General features: G+C 66.4%; 20 protein-coding genes. 8 read left to right on the top strand and 12 right to left on the bottom strand.

Going from position 1 to position 22,735, the window contains the following annotated elements; genetic code table 11:
- Positions 1-22: 22 nt before the first annotated feature.
- The gene (locus CV023_RS01015) at positions 23-844 is read right to left on the bottom strand and encodes an RDD family protein (protein WP_230743611.1); all 822 of its coding nucleotides are present in this window, start codon (positions 842-844) and stop codon (positions 23-25) included.
- 84 nt (positions 845-928) lie between these two features.
- Here CV023_RS01015 and CV023_RS01020 point away from each other — a divergent pair, with 84 nt between their 5' ends.
- Positions 929-1,927 carry a stage II sporulation protein M gene (locus CV023_RS01020; protein WP_230743612.1) on the top strand — a complete coding sequence of 333 codons (999 nt, stop codon included), beginning with the start codon at positions 929-931 and terminating at the stop codon, positions 1,925-1,927.
- 42 nt (positions 1,928-1,969) lie between these two features.
- Here CV023_RS01020 and CV023_RS01025 read toward each other — a convergent pair whose 3' ends face one another.
- The 5 genes from CV023_RS01025 to CV023_RS01045 are packed head-to-tail and all read right to left on the bottom strand — an operon-like array spanning position 1,970 to position 7,411.
- Complete coding sequence (locus tag CV023_RS01025; RefSeq protein ID WP_230743613.1) at positions 1,970-3,256, bottom strand: DUF58 domain-containing protein; 1,287 nt, start codon at positions 3,254-3,256, stop codon at positions 1,970-1,972.
- On the bottom strand, positions 3,257-4,354 hold the full coding sequence (locus tag CV023_RS01030; protein WP_230743614.1) for an AAA family ATPase: 1,098 nt from the start codon (positions 4,352-4,354) through the stop codon (positions 3,257-3,259). It abuts the gene before it with no gap.
- The gene (locus tag CV023_RS01035; protein ID WP_230743615.1) at positions 4,351-5,604 is read right to left on the bottom strand and encodes a DUF4350 domain-containing protein; all 1,254 of its coding nucleotides are present in this window, start codon (positions 5,602-5,604) and stop codon (positions 4,351-4,353) included. Before CV023_RS01035 ends, CV023_RS01030 begins: the two co-directional genes overlap by 4 nt.
- Positions 5,601-6,362: a hypothetical protein gene (locus CV023_RS01040; RefSeq protein WP_230743616.1), complete on the bottom strand. Its 762-nt coding sequence runs from the start codon at positions 6,360-6,362 to the stop codon at positions 5,601-5,603. Before CV023_RS01040 ends, CV023_RS01035 begins: the two co-directional genes overlap by 4 nt.
- Positions 6,359-7,411 (bottom strand): hypothetical protein, encoded by a 1,053-nt coding sequence (locus CV023_RS01045; protein WP_230743617.1) that lies wholly within the window; start codon positions 7,409-7,411, stop codon positions 6,359-6,361. Before CV023_RS01045 ends, CV023_RS01040 begins: the two co-directional genes overlap by 4 nt.
- A 135-nt stretch (positions 7,412-7,546) precedes the next feature.
- Between CV023_RS01045 and mtrA the strand changes: the two genes are divergently transcribed.
- From mtrA to hpf, 5 genes are all read left to right on the top strand, one after another.
- Positions 7,547-8,227, top strand: a complete 681-nt coding sequence (mtrA, locus tag CV023_RS01050; RefSeq protein WP_230743618.1) for an MtrAB system response regulator MtrA — start codon at positions 7,547-7,549, stop codon at positions 8,225-8,227.
- Positions 8,224-10,092 carry an MtrAB system histidine kinase MtrB gene (mtrB, locus tag CV023_RS01055; protein ID WP_230743619.1) on the top strand — a complete coding sequence of 623 codons (1,869 nt, stop codon included), beginning with the start codon at positions 8,224-8,226 and terminating at the stop codon, positions 10,090-10,092. The genes mtrA and mtrB overlap by 4 nt, the downstream gene beginning before the upstream one ends.
- Positions 10,089-11,810, top strand: a complete 1,722-nt coding sequence (locus tag CV023_RS01060) for an LpqB family beta-propeller domain-containing protein (protein WP_230743620.1) — start codon at positions 10,089-10,091, stop codon at positions 11,808-11,810. Before mtrB ends, CV023_RS01060 begins: the two co-directional genes overlap by 4 nt.
- A 40-nt stretch (positions 11,811-11,850) precedes the next feature.
- A complete protein-coding gene (locus CV023_RS01065; protein WP_230743621.1) occupies positions 11,851-12,573 on the top strand; it encodes a ComF family protein in 723 nt (240 codons plus the stop codon).
- A 66-nt stretch (positions 12,574-12,639) separates the two neighbouring features.
- Positions 12,640-13,296, top strand: a complete 657-nt coding sequence (gene hpf / locus CV023_RS01070) for a ribosome hibernation-promoting factor, HPF/YfiA family (protein ID WP_230743622.1) — start codon at positions 12,640-12,642, stop codon at positions 13,294-13,296.
- 183 nt (positions 13,297-13,479) lie between these two features.
- Here the strand turns inward: hpf and CV023_RS01075 are convergent, their stop codons facing one another.
- The 4 genes from CV023_RS01075 to CV023_RS01090 all read right to left on the bottom strand — a co-directional run bounded on the left by CV023_RS01075 (position 13,480) and on the right by CV023_RS01090 (position 17,050).
- The gene (locus CV023_RS01075) at positions 13,480-14,526 is read right to left on the bottom strand and encodes a DUF418 domain-containing protein (protein WP_230743623.1); all 1,047 of its coding nucleotides are present in this window, start codon (positions 14,524-14,526) and stop codon (positions 13,480-13,482) included.
- A 68-nt stretch (positions 14,527-14,594) separates the two neighbouring features.
- Positions 14,595-15,227, bottom strand: a complete 633-nt coding sequence (locus tag CV023_RS01080; protein ID WP_230744369.1) for a response regulator — start codon at positions 15,225-15,227, stop codon at positions 14,595-14,597.
- A 56-nt stretch (positions 15,228-15,283) separates the two neighbouring features.
- The gene (locus CV023_RS01085; protein WP_230743624.1) at positions 15,284-16,408 is read right to left on the bottom strand and encodes a sensor histidine kinase; all 1,125 of its coding nucleotides are present in this window, start codon (positions 16,406-16,408) and stop codon (positions 15,284-15,286) included.
- Between the two features lie 48 nt (positions 16,409-16,456).
- Positions 16,457-17,050 carry a hypothetical protein gene (locus CV023_RS01090; protein ID WP_230743625.1) on the bottom strand — a complete coding sequence of 198 codons (594 nt, stop codon included), beginning with the start codon at positions 17,048-17,050 and terminating at the stop codon, positions 16,457-16,459.
- Between the two features lie 140 nt (positions 17,051-17,190).
- On the opposite strand from CV023_RS01090, the gene CV023_RS01095 reads away from it, so the two are divergent.
- A complete protein-coding gene (locus CV023_RS01095; RefSeq protein WP_230743626.1) occupies positions 17,191-18,432 on the top strand; it encodes a winged helix-turn-helix domain-containing protein in 1,242 nt (413 codons plus the stop codon).
- Positions 18,433-18,486: 54 nt separating this feature from the next.
- Positions 18,487-21,186 carry a preprotein translocase subunit SecA gene (secA, locus tag CV023_RS01100; protein ID WP_230743627.1) on the top strand — a complete coding sequence of 900 codons (2,700 nt, stop codon included), beginning with the start codon at positions 18,487-18,489 and terminating at the stop codon, positions 21,184-21,186.
- Positions 21,187-21,241: 55 nt separating this feature from the next.
- On the opposite strand, the gene CV023_RS01105 is transcribed toward secA, so the two are convergent.
- Together CV023_RS01105 and CV023_RS01110 are read right to left on the bottom strand one after the other, a co-directional pair.
- Complete coding sequence (locus CV023_RS01105; protein WP_230743628.1) at positions 21,242-21,724, bottom strand: Rv3235 family protein; 483 nt, start codon at positions 21,722-21,724, stop codon at positions 21,242-21,244.
- A complete protein-coding gene (locus CV023_RS01110) occupies positions 21,721-22,611 on the bottom strand; it encodes a LysM peptidoglycan-binding domain-containing protein (RefSeq protein ID WP_230743629.1) in 891 nt (296 codons plus the stop codon). Before CV023_RS01110 ends, CV023_RS01105 begins: the two co-directional genes overlap by 4 nt.
- Positions 22,612-22,735: the final 124 nt, after the last annotated feature.

Below are 22,735 nucleotides of genomic sequence, written 5' to 3' on the forward strand. Positions count from 1 at the left end.
CGGATGGCGCTCAGCACTGACCTCAGCGGCTGAGGCTGAGTCCGTGGGGGAGGGCGTCGACTCCCTCACGGAAGGCCCGTGACTGGGCGCTGCGACGCTGCTGCTTGTCGAATTCCGCGGCACGCAGACGGTGGATGATCGCAGACAGGAACTGCTCGGGCAGGGTGCCCTCCGGGGGTGCAGGCGCCACATAGGGGTTGAGTTCGGTCGCCAGCTCTTTGGCTCGGTCCCAGCGTGACTCGGGCCCGAGGTTCTCCGACATGGCGAGGAACTGGACGATGCGACGGTGCAGGCCCGCGGGGAGACCGGCCACGTCGGTCTGGGCCAGCCAGTTCTGCAGCTGCGGCGCCACATGCGTGCGCACCGGCAGCGGTGGGGCGCTGCGTTCGCTCACGGCCATGGTTCCGGCCAGATAGTCGCCGAGGCGCTTCGACTGTGCCGAGACGAGCCCGGAGAGAGCGGCGATGCCGCCGCCGGTGCTCAGTATCTCGAAGGGCCACAGGATCGCCCGGATGAACGAATGACGGATCCGCACGGCGCCTCCGTCGTCGCGGACCACGCGCAGTCCGAGGATGAGCTTGCCGAGCGAACGCCCGTGGGTGAGGACCTCGATGATCATCGGCAGAAATACGAACACCGAGAGGCTCATGATCGTCATCACCGAGCCCAGGAGCAGCTCATTGAGTTCGAGGACCCGCAGCAGGAGCCAGAACATGGCGATGAGCAGACCGACATTGACGATCGTATACACGATGTAGTCGATCAGACAGCTCAGCGCCCGGGCTGCCAGGGCTGCGGGCTGGATGCTCAGTTCGACGGCTTCGCCTGTCACCAATGTGCTCACCCATCCATCCTGTCACACCACCCGATTCTCGTCTCGAGCCCGCACGTCTCCGATAGGGTTCCGGTCTCCGATAGGGTTGGGGGCATGGACCCGAACCTTCTGGCCGAACTGCATGGTGACGACTGGCGAGAGCTGTCCATGCTGGCGAAGAAGAACACGCTCAGTCCCTCCCAGACCCAGCGCTTCCTCGACCTCTACCGCAGCGCCTCGAAGGATCTCTCCCGGATCATGACGACGGCCCCCGACTCTCTTGAGGCCGCCCGCCTGTCCGCGATCGTCCACCGCTCCCGCAACCATCTCTCCGCGGTTCCCTCCGGCGGCCTGTCGGGCCTGTCGCGGTTCTTCGTCGTCAGCCTGCCGCTGTCGATCTACCGGCTGCGCTGGGACTTCGCCATCGTCGCCGCGAGCTTTCTCGCTCTCGCCGTACTGTCGGGACTCTGGGCGGGAATGCACCCAGAGGTGCTCGAGACCTTCGGCGACCGGGCCTACCGTCAGCAGTTCGCCGAACACGATTTCGTCAACTACTACAAGGAGAACCCGAACGGATTCTTCGCCGTGGGGGTGTGGACGAACAACGCCTGGATCGCCGTGCAGTTCGTGCTGCTCGGCATCACCGGAGTCTTCGTCGTGCAGGGCATCTTCGTCAATGCGGTCAATGTCGGCTTCTCGGCGGCCATGATGTTCGAGTTCGACAAGGGCGCCGACTTCTTCCTCTACATCCTGCCCCACGGCATCCCGGAGATCAGCTGCATCATCCTGGCGGCCGCGGCGGGCCTGCGCCTGTTCTTCGCCTGGGTCATCCCCGGCCCGCAGCTGCGCCGGAACAAGCTGGCCTCCGAGGCCAGGTCCCTGCTCACCGTGGCCGGCGGTCTGGTCCTTCTGCTCTTCGGCTCGGGACTGATCGAGGGCTTCGTCACCCCGAACCCGATCCCGCCCGTGCTCAAGATCGTCATCGGCGTGCTCTACACGGCGGCCGTCATCGTCTACGCCCGGCACTTCGGCCGGCGTGCGGCGCGGGCCGGACTCACCGCCGATCTCGATGAGCACCAGGCCGGGTACTCCATCCTGGCCACCGACCGCTGACCCACTGACCGCTGACCCGCTGACCGCTGACCCTTCGTCCGCTCAGAGCCTGCCGGTGGCCTTGAGGTTGATGTAGAGATCCGCGAGAGCCCCCGGCAGATCCTCGGGGGAGTCGGTGACCGACTGGACGCCGATGCCGCGCAGTCGGGTCTGCAGCGACCTGCTCCTCAGCAGCTCGGCCTCTGCGGCGGCCGCGGTGAAGATCTCCTCGGCGTCCTCGCGGTGTCCGGCGAGCTCGTGCAGATCCGGATCGTCGACGGCGGCGAGGACCAGCCGATGCCGCGCGAGCAGTGTCGGCAGCACCGGCAGGATCTCCTCGGAGACGCTGCCTTCGTCGAGGGCGGTGACGAGGACGACGAGGGCGTGCTGGCGTGAGGTCGACACCACCGCCGAGGCGATCTGCTCCCAGTCGGCATCGTAGAGTTCGGGATGGACCGGGGTCAGCGCCACGGAGAGATCGTGGACCGGGTCCTTTGACCGATGGCTCGAGGCGATCGCCCGGACCCGTGCATCGGCGACGATCACGTCGACCCTGTCGCCGGCACCTGCGGCCAGTGCGGTCAGGAGCAGCGAGGCCTCCAAGGCGGCATCGAAGACCGTCCCGTCCCCGCAGCGGCGAGCCGAGAGCCGCGAGGAGTCGACGACGATGACGACGCGGCGGTCACGCTCGGGCCGCCAGGTCTTGACCACCAGATCCTGGGAGCGTGCACTGGCCCGCCAGTCGATGGAGCGCACATCATCGCCGTCGACATAGTCGCGTAGGGAGTCGAATTCCGTGCCCATGCCGCGGATCATCACCGCCGACCTGCCGTCGAGTTCGCGCAGCTTCTGCGTCTTCGAGGGCAGTTCGCGGCGGGACACGAACGGCGGCAGCACGCGCACGATCGCCGGCACATCGAAGCTCTTCTGCCTCTCGACGAGACCGAGCAGGCTGCGGGAGCGGATCGTCACCTTGTCCGCGTGCAGGGCACCGCGTCGGGTGGGACGCAGGACGGTGCGCACCTGCACCTGCTCGCCGGGGGCAAGATCATGGCGTGAGCGCGTGTCCACCGCGCCGGCGCTCGGCGCCCAGGCATCGCGGACGCGCACGCGCAGGCGTCGCGGCGAATCGTTGACCAGCGAGAGAATGCAGTGGGTGGAGTCGCCGAGCCTGACCATCGGTCCCGGGGTGCGCTGGAGTCCGGGCAGCCTCGGCGGGGGAACCAAGAAGAAGTCGACCACGGCGGCGATGACGATGACCGCGGCCACGACGACCGCGGAAACCCACCCCGGCATGAGCATGACGGGGATCAGCCCGATGAGGGCGAGCAGGAGCAGGCGGGTCGTCATTCAGCGGGGGACTTCGGTCGTCGCGACGATCGAATCGAGCACCTGGCCGACGCTGAGACCGTCCATCTGCGCCTCGGGCCGCAGAATCACGCGATGCCCCAATGTCATGTGGATCAGGGCCTTGACGTCATCGGGGGTGACGTAGCTGCGGCCGGCCAACCAAGCGTAGGCGCGGGCGGCGCTGAGCATGCGGGTGGCGCCGCGCGGTGAGACTCCCAGCGCCAGGGACGGGGCCTGTCGGGTGGCTCGCGCGAGATCGACGATGTAGGTGATCACCTGCGGTGCGATGTAGATCCCGGCGATGCGCTCCCGGGCCTGGTGGACCATCGCCGCATCCGCGACCGGGGACAGGCCCGCCTCGGCGAGGTGGGAGGCGTCGAAGCCGCGGGCGTGTCGGTCGAGGATCTCGAGCTCACGTTCGCGTTCGGGCAGACCGAGGACGAGTTTGAACAGGAAGCGGTCGAGCTGAGCCTCGGGCAGGGGATAGGTGCCTTCGTACTCGAGCGGGTTCTGCGTGGCCGCGACCATGAAGGGCTCCGGCAGGCTGCGGGGGCTGCCGCCGACGGAAACCTGGTGTTCCTCCATCGCCTCGAGCAGAGCGGACTGGGTCTTCGGCGGGGTGCGGTTGATCTCATCGGCGATGAGGATGTTCGTGAACACGGGACCCGAGCGGAACTTGAAGTCCGAGGCCGAGGCATCGTAGACCAGGGAGCCGGTGACATCGCTGGGCATGAGGTCGGGGGTGAACTGGATGCGGGAGCTGTCGAGGCTGACCGAGGTGGCGAAGCTGCGCACGAGCAGGGTCTTCGCCACACCGGGCACGCCCTCGAGGAGGACGTGGCCCTGGCACAGCAGCGCGATGAGCATGCCGGTCACGGCCTCGTCCTGACCGACCACGGCCTTCGCAATCTGGGTGCGCACCCCGGCGAACGCCTCCCGCAGCGGGTCCGCCTCCTGCACCTGCTGCGTCTCCTGCACCTGCTGCGGCTGCTGCACCTGCTGAGAGGGCTGGGGTTCTGCGGTCGGAGACCGGACAGCGTCGGCTCGGACGTCCTGTGGCTGCGCGGGGGTGGGGTTCTCGTTGGGCGTCTGGGTCATGGGATCTCACTTTCGATGCGGGTGAGCAGGTGGACGAGGTCGGTCAGTTCGGCGTCCGTTCTCGGCGCCGCCGAGACGAAGACCGATTCGATCTGGGCCGGGTCCCGGCCGGTCTTGTACGCGATCTGCGACAGGATGTCCGGCGCCCGGGTCTCGGGGCCCAGGGCCAGCCGCTTGGCGATCCGGAGCAGGGCCGCCGTGCGCAGAGTGTGGAGAGCGCCGAGGCGGTCATGGCTGCGTGCCGACAGGGCGGCCCGACCGTGCACGGTCTCGACCGCGGGAACGACGGCGGGCAGACGTTCGAGCGCCAGCGGTCCGAATCTGCGCCCGAGGACGAGCAGCACGATGAGCACGCAGGGCAGAAGCCAGACGGCACCGGCGATGAACCAGCTGGGCACATAGTCCAGCGTCGACGGCGGCGTGTCCTCGGCCCCGCTCTGCTGCGGATAGTAGACGACGAGGTGGGAGCTGCCGGACAGCTCGGAGAGCACCAGCGAGGCGTTGCCCTCCTCGTCGATGGTCTGGTTCATCGCCCATTCCGGGTTGCCGATGACGGTCAGGGGAACGTCCCCGCCCTCATCGACGATGAGCTGTCCGCGAGCTGAGCCGGGTGCCACCTCGGTGCCGTCGACCTCTTCGACTCCAGGACCGGTCAGCGGATAGCAGGCGCTCAGCCCCGAGGTGCCCTTCTCTGCCTCGGCATATTCGACCTCTCCGGTGCTCACCGCTCCGGCGGCCTGGGCGCTGGGCACCGGGCAGTTCGGCTGAGAGACGGCATCGGGGCTGCCCAGGGGGCGGAGGTTGTCGTTGACGGTGATCCGGTCGGTGAAGCTCTCGACCGTCGAACCGGGGTCGATGAGCACGAGGCCGTTGCCGTTCTCGGCCAGCGTCGATTCGAGGCCGGCGATGTCGCCGGGAGAGAGGACCTCGGAGTTCGCGGGAATCAGCAGCGTGGTGTCGGAGCGGCCGGCGGACTGCTTCGCCTCCTCGCCGTCCTCGGTGGTGGTCACCTCGACGCCGTGTTCGCGCAGGGTCTCGACCATGGCCTTGCCGCCGCCGCGGGACGTCGAATCGTAGTGCAGCGGATCGTCCTCCCCCCGGTCGGAGGTCATGAGCATCGTCACGATGACGGTGATGAGGATGACGACCGCGGCGGCGATCCAGACCCCGGCTGAACGCAGCCGAGCGCTCAGCGGCACCGCTGCCGTGGTCCGTGCGCCGCGGAGCGCGACGTCGAGTCCGGCGCTCATGAGACGCTCGCCTCGCGGTGGCGGGAGCTCGGATCGTCGGCGTGACGGTGCGCCGCGGGCAGAGCGCTCAGTGACCGGTCGAGGTCGAGGAGCCGCGAATAGCTTGTGTTGCTCGCCGGGTCAGGGCGGTGCTGCGTCGTGGTCGCGTCTCCGGAGCCGGCGTCGTCGGAGGCCTCGCCGAAGAGGAGCTCATTGAACACCTCGGCGACCCACCGCAGTTCGGACGCGTGCTCGGGCAGGTCCGCCCCCGCCGTGCGGGAGAGTTCGCTGGCGGTCGAGGAGGAGTCGAGAGACACGATCTGTTTGAGGGACAGGAGAGCGAAGATCGCCCGCGCCTGATCGACAACCGCGGTGCGGAAGTCTCCGGCCGCTGCCGCGGCTGCGGCGCTGCGCCTCCACGGCTCGGGTTCGGGCACCGCCACCACCGGGTCGAAGGCGGCGAGGGGAAAGCGGGTGCGGCGCAGGCCGACGCGGCGGACCCGCCACACGATGAGAGCGATGATCCCGGCCACGACGATGACGACGAGGAGCAGCAGCCAGGGGGAGTTCCCGCGCAGGGCCGCGCCGAGCAGCGACTCCCATACCCCTTCGAGCCAGCGTCCGATCTGCTCGAGCGGGGTGAGGTCGTTCTCGGAATACTCGCTTTTCGAGAGTTCCCGTTCGACCCATTCGCGCCCCGTGTCACGGTCGATCACGGCTCCCTGGTCAGGCAGTGCGGACAGGGCGGCGCCGAGGTGGCTGAGCGTGGGCAGGCTCATGCGCGGGATCCCTCCTCGGCACGGATGAGTTCGAGGTCGTAGCCTTCCGTGCGCATCCTCTGATCGAAGGTGCAGACGCAGACGAGGCAGGCGAAGTAGGCGAAGAGGACGGCCGAGGAGATCAGCGTCAGTCCCAGGACCACGGCACTGATGCCGATCCCGACCGCCAGGATCGTGGTGGAATCGCTGAGCAGCGCCGTGGCCCCTCCCAGCACCGCCATGAGGATGAAGACGAAGGGTCCGATGATCAGCTGCACGAGCTGATTGGACAGGAAGTAGCCGAGTGCGAGCTGGCCGAAGGTCCGCCAGAAGCCGCGTCCCGTCAGACGCCAGGAGCGGGAGAGCGCGGCACGGATGCCGAGGCGTTCGACCGCGATCGTCGTCCCGAGGAACGCGGAGCGCAGATTGAGCCAGATGAGCGCGCACAGCCACAGCAGCACCGCGATGACCGCGCAGACGACGGCGAGGATCGGATTGTCGAAGATCGCCAGCAGCATCGCGGGCAGGCTCAGCAGAATGAGCAGGCCGAGGTTGATGCCGCTCATCAGCAGCGTCGCAAGGATCAGCGACCAGCGTCTTCCGCGCAGCCCTGCCCAGGCCTGTGTCAGCGTCGTCTTACGGGCGCCGAAGGAATTCTGCGCCCCGGCCGCACTCAGCCCGGCAAGCAGATGGACGATGCCGAGGCTGAGCAGGCTGATCGCGAAGGATCCCAACTGCGCGAGCATGAGGAATCCTGACATGGCCTCGTCATTGCCCATGACATCCGTAAGGAAGGGCAGGAACCTGAGCGCGGCGAATGTGCCGACGGCCGTGAGCAGGAGAGTCCAGAGCGTGAACACGATGAGGGCGGCGCCGATGGTCAGCCCGGGAATGAAGCGCAGCAGCCGGAACCCGGAATCGAGGACTTCGAAGAACGTCAGCGGTCGCTTGGCGAGGACTCCGCGCGGGGCGGGCGGTCGCCACTCGTGATGCCCTGCCTCCTGCTGACGCTCCTGCCACCGGCCGGTCTGCCAGTTCACCTCGGAGGTCCATGCGTTCGCTCGTCCCATCACCTGTCAATCCTGCCATGATTTCGAGGTTCGTGCCGAGCGCGGATGACGCCGTCGCGTCCTCGACGACGTCTGCCATATAGGGTAGGAGTGTCGAGAACGGAAGAACAGACGAGTGTAAGGGACAATGGGAGCATGAACGCTCGTATCCTGGTAGTTGATGATGACACGGCTTTGGCCGAAATGATCGGAATTGTGCTCAAAAGCGAGGGCTTCGAACCTTTCTTCTGCGCCACCGGCGATCAGGCCTTCGACGAATTCCAGAAGGTCGGCCCGGACCTCGTGCTCCTCGATCTCATGCTGCCCGGCAAGGACGGTCTCGAGGTGTGCCGCGAGATCCGCGAGGTGTCCTCGGTCCCGATCATCATGCTCACCGCGAAGTCGGACACCGTCGATGTCGTCCTCGGCCTCGAGTCCGGGGCCGACGACTATGTGCCCAAGCCGTTCAAACCCAAGGAGCTCATCGCCCGGGTGCGGGCCCGTCTGCGTATCTCCGAACCGCAGGCCCCTGAGCTGCTCACCGTCGGCGACGTCGTCGTCGATGTGGCCGGTCACACCGTGACCAAGGGCGGATCGCCGATCTCCCTGACCCCGCTCGAATTCGACCTGCTCGTGGCCCTGGCCCGCAAACCCTGGCAGGTGTTCTCCCGGGAGACCCTCCTCGAAGAGGTCTGGGGCTACCGGCACGCGGCCGACACCCGACTCGTCAACGTCCACGTGCAGCGGCTGCGCTCGAAGATCGAACGCGACCCCGAGAAGCCCGACATCATCGTCACGGTCCGTGGAGTCGGATATAAGGCAGGCAGAGCCGCGTGAGCCGCGGGTCGGCTGCCGGCGGCGCCGTCCGCACCGCAGCCTCGGCGATCCGGACGTTCTGGAACTTCCTTCTCAGATCGTTCAGCCATTCTCTGCAGATCCGGATCGTCGTCCTCACCATCGTCCTCACCTCGGTGGCCATCTTCGGGGTGGGGACGTACATGTCCCAGCAGATCTCCCGCGGACTCTTCGACACGCGACTGAAGTCGCTGTCGTCCCAAGCCGATTCGATCGTGTCCGAGCTGCGGTCGCTGGCGCCCGTCGACGGCCAGGCGGTGACCCAGGAGACCCTGAGCTCGCAGCTGTCCTCGATCTACAACCGCTCGACCGGCTCCGTCTACTCGCTCACGCTCGAACCCAGCGATCCGAATTCCTCGTTCTCGACCATCAGCGCCGGACGCTCGAACTCGGAGGGGGCGAATGCGGACGTCCCGGTCAGCGACGAGCTCGAGGATGCGATCCGTCAAGCCCCCACTGACGACATGCTCTACCAGTCGGTGAATCTGCCCGACGGCACCGGCCCGGGACTGCTCATCTCCCAGGAGGTGCAGATTCCCAATGCCGGACAGTTCCAGCTCTACTATCTCGGCGATCTGACCGAACAGCAGAACACATTGGACTTCGTCCAGAAGTCGATGCTCGTGGCCGCCCTCGTCCTCGTCGTCCTCGTCGGCGCCGTGGCGTGGATCGTCACCCGTCTCGTCGTGACCCCGGTGAGAACCGGCGCCGAGGTGGCCCGGCTGATCGCCGACGGCGATCTCGATGAGAGGATGCCCGTCCACGGCAACGACGAAATCGCGGTGCTCGGCGAGAGCTTCAACGACATGGCCGATACGCTCCAGCACCAGATCCAGCAGATGGAGCGGCTCTCCGTGCTGCAGCGGCAGTTCGTCTCCGACGTCTCCCACGAGCTGCGCACGCCGCTGACGACGATCCGTGCCGCCGCCGACCTCATCTACGACTCGAGGGACGAGCTCGACCCGGTCACCGCCCGCAGCGCCGAGCTGCTCAACTCCCAGGCCGAGCGCTTCGACTCCCTGCTCTCCGACCTGCTGGAGATCTCCCGCTACGACGCCGGCGCCGCCGCCCTCGTCGCCAAGCCCGTCGACGTCGGGGCGATCGTCACCGCCGTCATCGAAACCGTGTCCATGGTCGCCGACCAGATGTCGACGAACATCGTCGTCCATGCCCCCTCCTCACCGGTGATGGCCGAGGTCGATCGGGTGCGGATCACGCGGATCGTGCGCAACCTCGTGGTCAATGCGATCGAGCACGGAGAGGGCAACCCGATCGACATCTACGTCGCCTCCAACGCCGAGGCGGTAGCGGTCAGCGTCCGCGACCACGGTGTGGGGATGAACGAAGAGCAGGTCGAGCACGTCTTCGACCGGTTCTGGCGCGCGGATCCGGCCCGCAAGCGCACCCTGGGCGGTTCCGGCCTGGGATTGGCGATCTCGCTCGAGGACGCCCACCTGCACAACGGCTGGCTCCAGGTCTGGGGCAAGATCGGGGAGGGTTCGTGCTTCCGGCTGACGATCCCGCGACGACCCGACCAGGAGATCACCTCCTCCCCGCTGCCGCTGCCTCCACGTGATGCGCAGATCCAGGGGGCCGCGCTCGTGGCCGGACCTCTGTCCTCCGACGGATCCGTGCGCATCCAGACCGGGTCGATCCCGATCGTCGTCGAAGCCGATCAGGTGACTCCCACCGAGGGCGGGTACATTGACGAACCCGACACTCCCGCGGCCGCTAGGTCCCTGCCGATGGTTCCCGAAGCCTCGGAGGCGAGCCCCTCGGAATCCACGTCGAACGACAACAACGGGGACGAGCACGGTGAGAAGACCGACGAAGGAGGAACACGATGAGTGCGAATCGCAGGCGCAGACGCCTGAGCCTGCTCGTCCTCGCCCTCTGCTCCTCCGTTCTGCTCGCCGCCTGCTCCTCGATTCCCACGTCGTCGCCGGTCGGCCACATCGAAGCCGACTCCGGCGATGACGGAGCCAGCAACGCCAGGATCCCCGATGGTCCCGCGCCCGGTGACAGCATCGGCGAGATCGTCCGCGGGTTCCTCGCGGCAGGATCCGGGACCGGCAACAACTTCTCGGTCGCGAAGTCCTTCCTCACCGACGCCGAGGCGCAGGAATGGAACCCGCAGGAGTCGGTGTCCCTGCTGTCGAACGACACAGACCTCGACTCCCTCAACATCGGGGTCACCTCGGATCAGAAGACGCTGACGATCTCACCGCCGGTCGTCGGACTCGTCGACTCCTCGGGGGTGTACACCTCCACCAAGCCTGGAACTCAGTCGACCCTCGAGTTCTCCCTGCGGCAGGAGAACGGGGAGTGGAGAATCTCCTCGGCGCCCGACGGCCTGCTCATCTCCCAGGCGGAGTTCCAGACGATCTTCCTCAACTACTCTCTGGAGTTCTTCACCTCCGACTATTCCTATCTCGTGCCCGATTCCCGGTGGTTCCTGCGCTCGTCATCGACTCCGACGGCCATCATCAACGAACTGCTCAGCGGCCCGGCCTCCTATCTCTCCGGGGCGGTCATCACCGCGATTCCGGATGGGGCCAAACTCAGCGACTCCAATGTCGTGAGGATCGAGAACGGCATCGCCCACATCTCCCTGGAGGCCCAGGACCCGGCTCCGACCGATCGGGAGAAGGGGCTCATCCGACAGCAGATCGCCTCGACGCTCAAGGTCATTCCCTCGATCTCCGACGTCGAACTCACGATCGGCGGTCAGGTCGTCTCGGCGAGTCTGCAGCCGAAGACCGATTCCTCCGTGCAGGTCGACGGACCCCCGGTGGTGCTCGCGAACAACAGTCTTTCGCGCGTCTCCGGCACGACGGTGGCGAAGGTCGAGAACAGCCCGGATCTCAAGGGTGCCGGAGCCAGCGACCCGGCCGTATCCTTCGACGACTCCCTCTACGTCTATCTCCAGGACGACGGCAAGAAGCTCATGCGCTTCAAGACGGACACCGGGGCCGCCACCGCGATCTACGAAGGCAAGAGGCTCGTGCGGCCCAGTCTCGACAGGTTCAACACGGCCTGGACGGGTGAGAAGGAGAACAAGGGCGCACTGACGGCCATCGGCAGAGACGGACAGGACTACACCGTGGCCGCTGACTTCCTCTCCGGTCGCGAGCTCGTCGATCTCGATGTCTCCCGAGACGGCACACGTATCGCCGTGCTGAGCAGCCAGAAGAGCGAACCCGACCGCATCGATGTCGTCGGTGTGCCACGGGACAAGGCGGGAAATCCCTCCAGCGGAGTCTCGGATGCCCCGATCGAAGTCGGCTCGAACTTCGACGAGATCAAGGACATCTCCTGGGCGGGGTCGACTTCCCTCGTGGCTCTGGCGGCGATGGAGGGCGATGGGACCCAGCCGTTCCGCATCGGCGTCACCGGACCGTCCGAGCAGCTCGGCGAGGTCCCCGACGGAGATCGCATCGCCGCGGGCGAGGACGGTCGGTCGATTCTCGTCACGAACTCCTCGGGCGGGCTCTACTCCTACAATTCGAATGCGTGGCAGAAGCTCGTCGACGTCGCGGCCAAGGATCCCTCCTACCCTGGCTGAGGCTGATCGGAGACCGCGCGGGACGGAGTAGATTTCTCCCATGGGACTGTTCGGCGAATTCAGTGAGCTCTTCCTGCCGCGGCGCTGCGCCGGCTGCGGCCGGGAGGGCGTCTCACTGTGCACGGCCTGCCTGCAGCTGCTCGGCGGCATCCCGCGGGCGATGGAGCCGCGCTACGGCCAGCTGCCGGTCGTCGGCATCGCAGAATACAATGCTCGGCTGTCCCATATGGTCGTCGATTTCAAGGACAACGGCCGCCGCGACATCCTCGACCCTTTGGCCTTGGCGCTGGTGCGCTCGGTCACTGCCGCCCTCGACCTTGCAGGCTACCTCGGCGGGCCGATTCGCCTGTTCCCCGCACCCAGCGCTCCGCGGGCTCGACGGCGCCGCGGAGGTTCGCACACCGCGGCACTGGCCAGGCGTGCCGCCGAACTGGCGCCCGAACTGTCCCTGCAGGTCGTCGATGTCCTGCTGACGAGTCGTCACCGCGACCAGGTCGGACTCGGCGCCCACGCTCGGCAGGCCAACGTCACCGGAACCCAGCACCTCGATCCTGCGCAGCTGTCGGCGATCGCACCGAGCAGGTCCGGGGCGGCGGGTGGGAAAGTCGGTGCCGATCTGCTCATCGACGATTTCGCAACTACCGGAGCGACCCTGGCAGAAAGCGCACGTTTATTGACATCGGTGCAGATCAGACCCGCTGCAGGAGCCGTTCTCGGTCTCGGCCGCGGGGGCACTCGATTTGTCTCTCCCTTTACTGTATAACGGTGTTTACCCATCCAAGGGAATGGGATCGGATCAATCCGAAGAACGAGTCGCTAAGGAAGCATCATGGACATCGTTGTCAACGGACGTCAACTGACCATCTCAGACAGCTTTCGAGCTCATATCGAGGACAAGATCGCCAAGGTCGAGCAGCTTGCTCCCCGCGCCCAGCGGGTTGAGGTGCACGTCGCTCATGAGAAGAACTCCCGCCAACCGGAGACGAGCGAACGCGTCGAGCTGACAGTGGTGGCGAAGGGTCCCGCGATTCGCGCGGAAGCCATGGCCAGTGACAAGTATGCGGCCCTCGACCTCGCATGGGCGAAACTCGTCGAACGATTACGCCGCGCCCGGGATCGCCACAAGGTTCCGCGTTCCGGCCACCACCGCAAGGAATCCACCGCCGAGGTGCTCGCGAAGATGCCGGTCGACGATCCGATCATCCCCGCTGAGGACTCGGCAGGCACCGATCACGACGCCGCGGCCGATCAGACCAACGGCCGGATCAAGGCCGAAGGAGACTCGCCGGTGGTGCTGCGCGAGAAGAGCTTCGCCGCCGCCCCGATCGGCATCGAAGAGGCGCTCAATCGGATGGAGCTCGTCGGTCACGACTTCTATCTGTTCATCGACGAGGAGTCGAGCAAACCCTCCGTCGTCTACCGCCGGAAGGGCTGGAGCTACGGCGTCATCGCCCTCGACCACGAACTTCAGGAAGCTGCCGACTGAGCGGCGACTCCGAGGCGGAGCACGAACCGAGCGTGCCCGCAGCCGACTGAGCCGAACGACTGAGTAAAACAACTGAGCAGATCGCCGAGGTGGGACTCCCACCTCGGCGATCTGCGTATGTCGGCCCGGCGCCGACGACGCGCGGCCCCGGTTCCGCCGTCCCGACGAGCCGGGTGCGGAGTGTCAGCTGCGCTGACCCGTGCGGCCCCAGGTGACCAGGCGCCAGAGCCGTTCCAGCGGCCCCTGCCCGAAGAAGCGCAGCCAGAGTGCAGAGATGATGACCTGGATGACGATGATGCCGGCGCAGATGACTAGGCCCGCGAGATAGCCGCCGTGGTCGTCGAACTGACCCAGATCGGGTTCGATGGCCTTGGCCGCGACGATGAGCAGCGTGGCTCCGAGGTAGTTGCTCAGCGCCATCCGTCCCAGGGGAGCGAAGACGGCCTGCAGGAGGACTCTGACCGGGGTGAGCATGAGCAGCATGACGATGGTGACCAAGCACAGGGCCATGGTGATGCCGAGGCCCGCGCTGAGCTCCATGTGCAGCTGCCGAGCATTGAAGTCGGTGAGGGCGAAGCCGAGCACCGAGATGCCGGCGCTGACGACGGCGGTGAGTGCCAACCAGACGGGATGACGGAGTGCACGGGGGACGAAGTCGGTGTGGCCGATCGCGAACCCGAGGAGGAAGAGGCCCGGGATGACGGCGATTCCTCCTCCCTGCCAGACGCCGGCCGCCAACAGCAGGGCACCGAGACCAGATGTCGTCGCCGCCAGGGCCCGAGCGGGGATCCACGTCGAGGGCAGGAGGACGACGATAGCCACGATGGCGTAGGGCAGCAATGCCTCCCCGGGCTGGAGGAAGCTGTGCAGGACGCCGAGCACACCGAGGAAGGCAAAGCGACGCAGCAGCGCCAGACGGGGTCGGGCGCTGTGTGCCGCCGCGGAATTCCACATGATGCCGAAGCCGATGCCGAAGAGGAGGGAGAAGATGGGGAAGAAGCGGTTCTGGACGAAGTCCTGCTCGAAGGCATAGAAGGGCTCGACGGCCCCGCTCGCGTCGAGCGAGGAGAGCGAGAAGAGCGGTGGCAGGTTGACGATCATGATGCCACACAGGGCGATGCCGCGGATGACGTCGAGGGTGGCGATGCGCTTGCGGGTTCGGCGGGGAGGCCGCCTCGATGTTTCGGTCGATGCGGACGTGTCTGCTGGGTCGTCGGTCTCTGTTCTCATGGCATCCAGTCTGGTCGAGACCCTACGGTGGCACATCGGCACAATGGCCGGAGCTCACAAGCAGGGGGTCAGCCGTTCGGCCGATTCATCACTCCCGACTCCCACATCCGGGCCGCGATCTCGACCCGGTTGCGGGCCCCGAGTCGGGTCTGGATATTGCCCAGATGGGTCTTCACGGTGCCGAGCGAGATGTAGAGCTCGGAGCAGATCTCCTGGTTGGTCCGTCCCCGCGCCACGAGGCGTGCGACGTCGTTCTCCCGTTCGCTCAGGCCGGAAACGCGATCGCTGCCCGGCGGGGTGGTCCGGGAGCGGCGACTGAGCAGATCGAGTGTGAGCGAGGGGGAGATGAGAGCGTCGCCGTCGTCCGCGGCCCGCACCGCCGCAATGAGCAGCTCGGGTCCCGCATCTTTGAGGAGGAACCCGCTCGCGCCGCCGTCGAGGGCCGCGTCGACGTAGTCGTGATCGTCGAAGGTGGTGACCATGATGACCTGGGAGATCGCGGTCAGTCGGGGCAGGGCCGCGAGTCCGTCGAGCTTGGGCATGCGAATGTCGAGGAGGATGACATCGGGTGCTTCGCGCTTGGCCAGTTCGATGGCTTCGACTCCGTCGGCGGCCTGTCCGACCACCTCGATGGACTCCTCCGCATCGAGGATGAGGGAGAAGCCCATCCGCACCATCTCCTGGTCGTCGACCAGTGCCACTCGAATCACGTTCGTCCTCCATCGACCATCGTCGGGCTTGCTCATCGTGCCTGGGTTCAGTCTGCTGCCGGGTCCCACGGTATCCGAGACTCAAGCACCCAGCCGCCCTCCGGAGGGGGGCCGGCCTGCAGAGTCCCGCCGAGGGGGCCGAGCCGTTCGCGCAGACCGCTCAGACCCGTGCCCCCTCCGCTGCCGATCCCGCCAGGGCCCGGCGCGTTGGCCACCGTGAGGACGAGTTGCTGCGAATCGGCCGAACCCATCGGGGCGGTCGAAGACAGCCGGACCGCGACAGGGACCAGCGCTCCCGCATGTCTGCGGACGTTCGTCAGCGCCTCCGCCAGCACGCGGTCGAGGACGGGCCAGACCGGAGCGGGCACCGCCTCGGCGAGGGCCGGATCGAGGTCGAGGTCGAGGGAGGCGTGTCCGCCGAACTCGGAGACGCGGTCGCTCAGCGACTGCGGACCGGAGGCCAAAGGGGCCCTGGCACCGGGACCCTTCGCCGTGCTCGAGACCAGGGAGCGGATCTCGTCGAGGGCCCGGGTCCCGGACTCCTCGATCTTGCCGAGTGCGGAGCGGAGGATCTGCGCATCGTCGCTGCGAGCGGCCGCCTGGGAGAGGACGACGATTCCGGTCACCTCGTGGGCGACCAGGTCGTGGAGTTCGGTGGCCATCCGTCGACGCTCCGCCTCGGCGGCGGTGGCCTGACGCTCGCTCAGCGACCGGTCGATCATGCGCAGCAGCAGTCCCAGGGACAGACCAGCCACGATGACGGTGGAGACGGCGAAGGCGAAGGTGAGTCCGTCCCCGGGCATCAGCAGGGGGACGGCGATGTTGCTCACGCACAGCAGAATGAGCAGCAGCAGGTGCCAGGGTGCGTCGAACGATCGGGCGAGCATCACCACGGCCACCAGGCTCAGCCACAGCACTGTCAGGCTCAGGGTCGTCGACAGCGCGACCGGGATGAGCGCGAGAAGCAATGCGAGAGCGGCCAGCGACAGCAGACCGAGCGGTCGGACCTGGCCGCGGGCGATCGTGGTCTGGGTGCGCAGGAGGATCGGGAGTGCGGTGCCCAGGGCGAACAGGTCGGCGACGACGAGCAGCCACCCCGACCCGGCCAGCACCTCGAAGGCGAAGGTCAGAGGCAGGGGGAGGAGCCACAGCCACGTGATCACGGTCTTCATCGCCTCTCAGTGTAGACGGGGAGGTGCGTCGCTCCGCTGTCGACGGGCTCAGGACTTCTCGGTCCGGCTTTCGGTCCGGCTTTCATCGCCGAAATCGGGGGAGTCATAGCCGAGCTCGACGACCACGCTGGTGTCCGTCACGGCCGCCCCCTCGGCCGTCACTCCCGGACCGACATCGATCGTGCCCGCCTCGGCGCCGTCGGCGAAGAGTTCGAGGCGGTCGTCGGTGACCTTCGCCGTAAAGGTGACCTTCGAACCGTCGACCATCGCGGAGTCGGTGAACGAGCCGTCGGCTCGCTCGATCGGGTCGACCTCACCCGAGGGGTGGTCGAAGGTGACGAACCGAGTGAGCCGTTCGGGTCTGCCGTTGCTGAGTCGGTGGAGGAGGAGCTGGTCCTTGTTCGTCCCGTCCTGGAGCGCGAGATCGACATAGGTGAGGTCGACGGAGTCCTGGAGCGCGAAGATGATGTAGGGGCGACCGTGGACATCGATTCCGGTGGCGTCGATTCCGACGTCGTCGAGGTAGTCCTCCACCTCGGCTTCGAGTGAGATCTTCGACCGGTGCTCCCAGATGGCCAGGCCGCCGACCACGGCGCCGATGATGCAGACGATCGAGGTGAGAGCGATGAGTACCTTCTTCATGGTGTGTCCTTGGATTCCTTTGCCGGTTCGGTCATTGCCACTGACGATCCTTCCGCTTCTCCGCCCCTGTCACTTCGGCCGAACGGCTGATCCGGGTCGGCCGAAAGGGCAGAGTCAGTGGGGTGATCTAGTGTGGGAGCATGCAGAAGATGACACTGTCGGCGGCGCGCAGGACGGCGATCGCTGCGACGGGGCTGGACAGACCGCGACCGGCACAGGTGACGGCACGGCATCTGAAATCCACGTTCGCCCGCATGGGGCTGACCCAGATCGACTCGGTCTCCCGGGTGGTGCGTTCGCACTACCTGCCCTTCTACTCGCGACTGGGCCCCTACCCGCGGGAGACCCTCGACCGGCTCTTCTACCGCCACCCGAGGATGGGCGTAGAATACTGGGCCCATGCGGCTGCGTTCGTCCCACCGGAGACCTGGGGTCACTTCGGGCGGATGCAGGCCGAATGGTGGCGCAATGACTACGGACAGCGCCACGCCGAGACCGGCGCGGAGTTCCGTGCCCTGCAGAACGAAGTGCTGGAGGCGCTCGCGGCAGGCCCGATGACGGCGCGGGCGGTGTCCGAACTCGTCGACCATGAGATCCCCGAACGCCACCGAGGCCATTGGGGCTGGAATCCGAGCCAGGTCAAGATGGCTCTCGAGGCCCTGTTCGCCGGCGGCGTCGTCAGCGCGTCCGGACGCAATGAGCACTTCGAACGGATCTACGCCCTGCCGCAGGATGTCAGCGCGACCCTGCCCCAGCGGACTCTGGCCTACGGTCCGGGCGATCGCCCCGAGCTCGGCCTCGATCCGGAGGCCGAGCGACCACGGGGAGTGTCGGGGCAGACCGACAACGTCCTCGAACTCACCCGCATTGCGGCCCGGGCACTGGGCATCGGTCGACCCGACTGTCTGGCCGACTACTTCCGCCAGCAGCGGGCACCCACCGACGCGGCGATCGCGACGCTGCTTGAGACCGGCGAGCTCAGCGAGGTCGACGTCGAGGGGCAGGCGGCGCTGAAGTGGCATGCTGCCCGCACACCGCGTCGCGTCGAGGCCAGGGCCCTGCTTGCGCCCTTCGACCCGCTGGTCTTCTACCGGCCGCGGATCGAGTGGCTCTTCGACTTCCACTATCGGATCGAGATCTACACCCCGGCCGCGAAACGGGTGCACGGCTACTATGTCACCCCCTTCCTCCTCGGCGATCGCCTGGTCGGGCGGGTCGATCTCCACCGGGACACCAAGGAGAACATCCTGCGGGCACACAAGGTGACATGGGAACCGGGGGAGGAGCACCCTCAGGAGCTGCTGGCCGAACTGCGGGAGATGGCCGGGTGGCTCGGTTTGGGCGCCGTGGACTTCGGCGGTACTCACCTGCCATTAAACTAGGGACTATAGAGTCGTTCGAGTTGTTGTCTGGCATTCATGCCGAATAGGAGAAAAGTGGCTAATTTCCTCGAGAAGATTCTGCGCACGGGTGAAGGCAGAACTCTGAAGAAGCTGCGTCGTTACACGGAGGCCATCAACGCGCTGTCCGACGAGTTCGGCGAGATGTCCGATGCCGAGCTGCGTGAGGAAACCGACCGCTTCAAGAAGCGCTATCAGGACGGGGAGACGCTCGATTCCCTGCTTCCCGAGGCGTTCGCCGCGGTCCGTGAGGCCTCGAGCCGCACCCTGGGCATGCGTCACTTCGACGTCCAGCTGATGGGCGGAGCAGCTCTTCACCTAGGCAATATCGCTGAGATGAAGACCGGTGAGGGCAAGACCCTCGTCGCCACGGCACCGGCTTATCTCAACGCCCTGACCGGTGACCCCGTGCACATCATCACGGTCAACGACTACCTCGCCACGTATCAGTCGGAGCTCATGGGACGCGTGTTCCGGTTCCTCGGCATGGAGACCGGCTGCATCCAGGCGAACATGTCCTCGGACAATCGCCGCAAGCAGTACGCCGCCGATGTCACCTACGGAACGAACAACGAATTCGGCTTCGACTATCTGCGCGACAACATGGCCTGGTCGGCCGAAGAGCTCGTGCAGCGCGGCCACGCATTCGCCATCGTAGACGAGGTCGACTCGATCCTCATCGACGAGGCCCGCACCCCGCTCATCATCTCCGGCCCGGCCGAAGGCGATGCCAACCGCTGGTACGACGAGTTCGCAAAGGTCGTCAAGCGGTTGAAGACCGACCGCGACTACGAGGTCGATGAGAAGAAGCGCACCGTCGGCGTGCTCGAGCCCGGCATCGAACGCGTCGAGGACTACCTCGGCATCGGCAACCTCTACGATGCGGAGAACACCCCGCTGATCAGCTTCCTCAACAACGCCATTCGGGCCAAGGAGCTGTTCAAGAAGGACAAGGACTACGTCGTCCTCGACGGCGAGGTCCTCATCGTCGACGAACACACCGGTCGTGTGCTCAAGGGACGTCGCTACAACGAGGGACTCCACCAGGCCATCGAGGCCAAGGAAGGCGTCAAGGTCCAGGCCGAGAACCAGACCCTGGCGACGATCACCCTGCAGAACTTCTTCCGCCTCTACGACAAGCTCTCGGGCATGACCGGCACCGCCGAGACCGAAGCTGCGGAGTTCATGTCGACCTATAAGCTCGGTGTCGTCCCGATCCCGACGAACAAGCCGATGCAGCGTGTCGACCAGTCGGACTTCGTGTACAAGAACGAAGTCGCGAAGTTCGATGCCGTCGTCGATGACATCGCCGAGCGCCACGAAACCGGACAGCCGGTCCTCGTCGGCACCACCAGCGTGGAGAAGAGCGAGTACCTGTCGAAGCATCTGAGCAAGCGCGGCGTCCGCCACGAGGTCCTCAATGCCAAGAACCACGCGCGTGAGGCCTCGATCATCGCCCTCGCCGGCCGCAAGTCCGCGGTCACCGTGGCCACGAATATGGCCGGACGCGGTACGGACATCATGCTCGGCGGCAACGCCGAATTCATCGCCGTGACCGAAATGGAGAATCGCGGACTCGATCCCGTCGAGGACGAGGAGCAGTACGAAGCCGAATGGCAGGACGTCCTCAAGGCCGCGGAGAAGAAGGTCAAGGAGGAGGCCAAGGAGGTCGTCGAACTCGGCGGTCTCTACGTCCTGGGCACCGAGCGTCACGAATCGCGACGCATCGACAACCAGCTGCGCGGACGTTCCGGACGTCAGGGTGACCCCGGCGAGTCCCGGTTCTACCTCTCACTGACCGATGATCTGATGCGCCTGTTCGGGTCCGGTGCCGCGGAGCGGATCATGGCCACGGCCAATGTTCCCGATGACGTTCCGCTCGAATCGAAGATGGTCACCCGCGCCATCCTCTCGGCCCAGTCGCAGATCGAACAGCGCAATGCCGAACAGCGCAAGAACGTCCTCAAATACGATGACGTCCTCAACCGTCAGCGCACCGTCATCTACGACGAGCGTCGTCGTGTCCTCGACGGTGCGGACCTCGAGGAGCAGGTGTCGAAGTTCCGTGAGGAGGTCATCGACGCCTATGTCGCCGAGGCGACCACGGGGCCCGTCGAGGACTGGAAGGTCGACGAGCTCTTCGAAGCCCTCGGCAAGATCTATGAACCCTCGATCACCTCGGAGGACCTCGCCGAGGAGGTCGGCGGGTTGGGCAACCTGACGAAGAACCGCCTCAATCAGGAGATCCAGTCCGATATCGCCGTCTTCTACGCGCAGCGTGAGGAGGAGCTCGGCACCGAAGCCACCCGTGAGCTCGAGCGCCGGGTCGTCCTCTCCGTCATCGACAAGCGCTGGCGCGAGCATCTCTACGAGATGGACTATCTGAAGAACGGAATCGGCCTGCGCGCGATGGCTCAGCGCGATCCGCTGGTGGAGTACCAGCGCGAAGGCTTCGAGATGTTCACTACCATGCAGGACGGAATCAAGGAGGACGTGGTCCGCCTCACCGATACCCTGCAGGTGACCGTGAGTCGGTCCGCCGACGACGCTGCGGACGATGACTCCGAGGTCGAGGTCGACGCGGCGGAGCTGCGACACACGACGCCGAAGATGCAGCTCTCGGCCCCATCGGAGGACGGGTCATCTTCGATCGCCGAGTCCGAGGACGAGGACGAGTCGGAGGAGCAGCCTGCCAACCGTGCACAGCGCCGGGCGAAGAAGAAGGCCAAGCGCTGAGCATCGACCGACCGGGAGTCTGAGTCCGCAGACTCGACTCATATCGTCTGCAGACTCACATCGTCTGCAGCGCCGTCATCGTCCACCGGGTGGTGAGCAGTTCCAAGCGAACTGCCACCGCCCGGAAGCGGTTCTGCGTCCGCACGATCACCGTCACCTCGGCGACGACATCGTTGACGCGGCAGACTCGGGCATTTCCCGCCTGCAGGGTGCGCATGGTGCCGAGGTCTCGCACAGGTCGGCTTGGTGCCAGCTCCGCCCGCAGCTGCGCTCGATGGTCGATCTTCTCCAGCAGCTCCCGGTCCACCCACCGCGCGATCGAATCGCTGCGTCTGATTCCGGAAAAGATCTCGAGGCAGGCCACGGCCAGAGAGGTCGCTGTGGCTGCGATCCTCTCTCGATCGGCGGAGTCCTCCGGCGGCATGCCGCTGACGCGAGAGCGGATCTGTTCGCGTGCCGGATGGCCGTGGGGCCGGTGTTCCTTCTCGACGTCGGTGGCGGCGGCCTGAGGCCGGGTCAAAGTCAACGGGGCGATCACGGTGCAATCTCCAATCTCTGTCCGGGCATGATGAGATTCGGGTTCGGCCCGATCCTGTCCCGGTTGTCGGCATAGATCTCTGCGACGAGCTCGTCGGTGTCCTCATTCGGTGCGGCGCGATCTTGGGCGATCGACCACAGGCTCTCGCCGTCGCTTACGACGTGGACCTCCGGGGCCCGGGTGTCGGAGTCAGAGGACTCGTCTGCATCATCGTCGCCGTCCGGGGGAGTTCTCGGAGAGTCTTCGGAGGGCGGGGTCGCCACCGGGGAGTCACCCGCTGCCGGGGCGTCGGTGGGCCACCCTGGATCGCGCGGTGGCGAGTCATCGCTGGGCCTCGTCGGCCATCCCGGATCGGGGACCGGCGCGCCAGTGTCCGCGCCCGCGTCGCTGAGCGCATCGCCAGTGTCCGCGCCCGTGTCGCCGACCACGTCCGTGTCAGTGGCCGAGTCGTCAGCTGCTGTGTCCGGGTCGGCGGCGGGGGCGCCGACTGCTGTGTCCGTGTCGGTGGCCGAGTCGTCGACCGCAACCGGTGCGGTGACGCTGAGGTCGGTGTGCGGTGGGGATTCGTGCACCGGGGCGCCGTGGGCGGACTGGATGGCCAAGGTCGCCGAGGCGGCGGCAAGTGCGGTCGAGCGCAGCATGATGGGCATGATCCGGAGCATGGCGGTGATCACGACCGAGCGCAGGCGGCCGGCGGGCAGCAGCCGCACCGCCAGAGCAAGCACTGCCCCGAGGCCGAGGCGGCTGAAGACCAGCGCGGCGGCGCCGATGACGACGATGACGACCGTGTCGGTGGCCGAGCGTGGTGCGGGCAGACCGATCAAGGCGGCGGCGAATGCGCCGAGCAGGGCCAGCCAGGAACCAGCACAGGCGATCAAGAGATGCATAGTAGACGTCCTTTGTCTAAAACGTATCTACATAGTGCTGTTAGATGTCATTTGATGTCAATAGAGTGAATCTAACTACAGTGCTGTAATTCGAGTTCGAGGTGGTGCTGCTCTTGATTGTCGA

It is taken from the genome of Brevibacterium sp. CCUG 69071 (assembly GCF_021023135.1).
Taxonomy (GTDB): Bacteria; Actinomycetota; Actinomycetes; order Actinomycetales; family Brevibacteriaceae; genus Brevibacterium.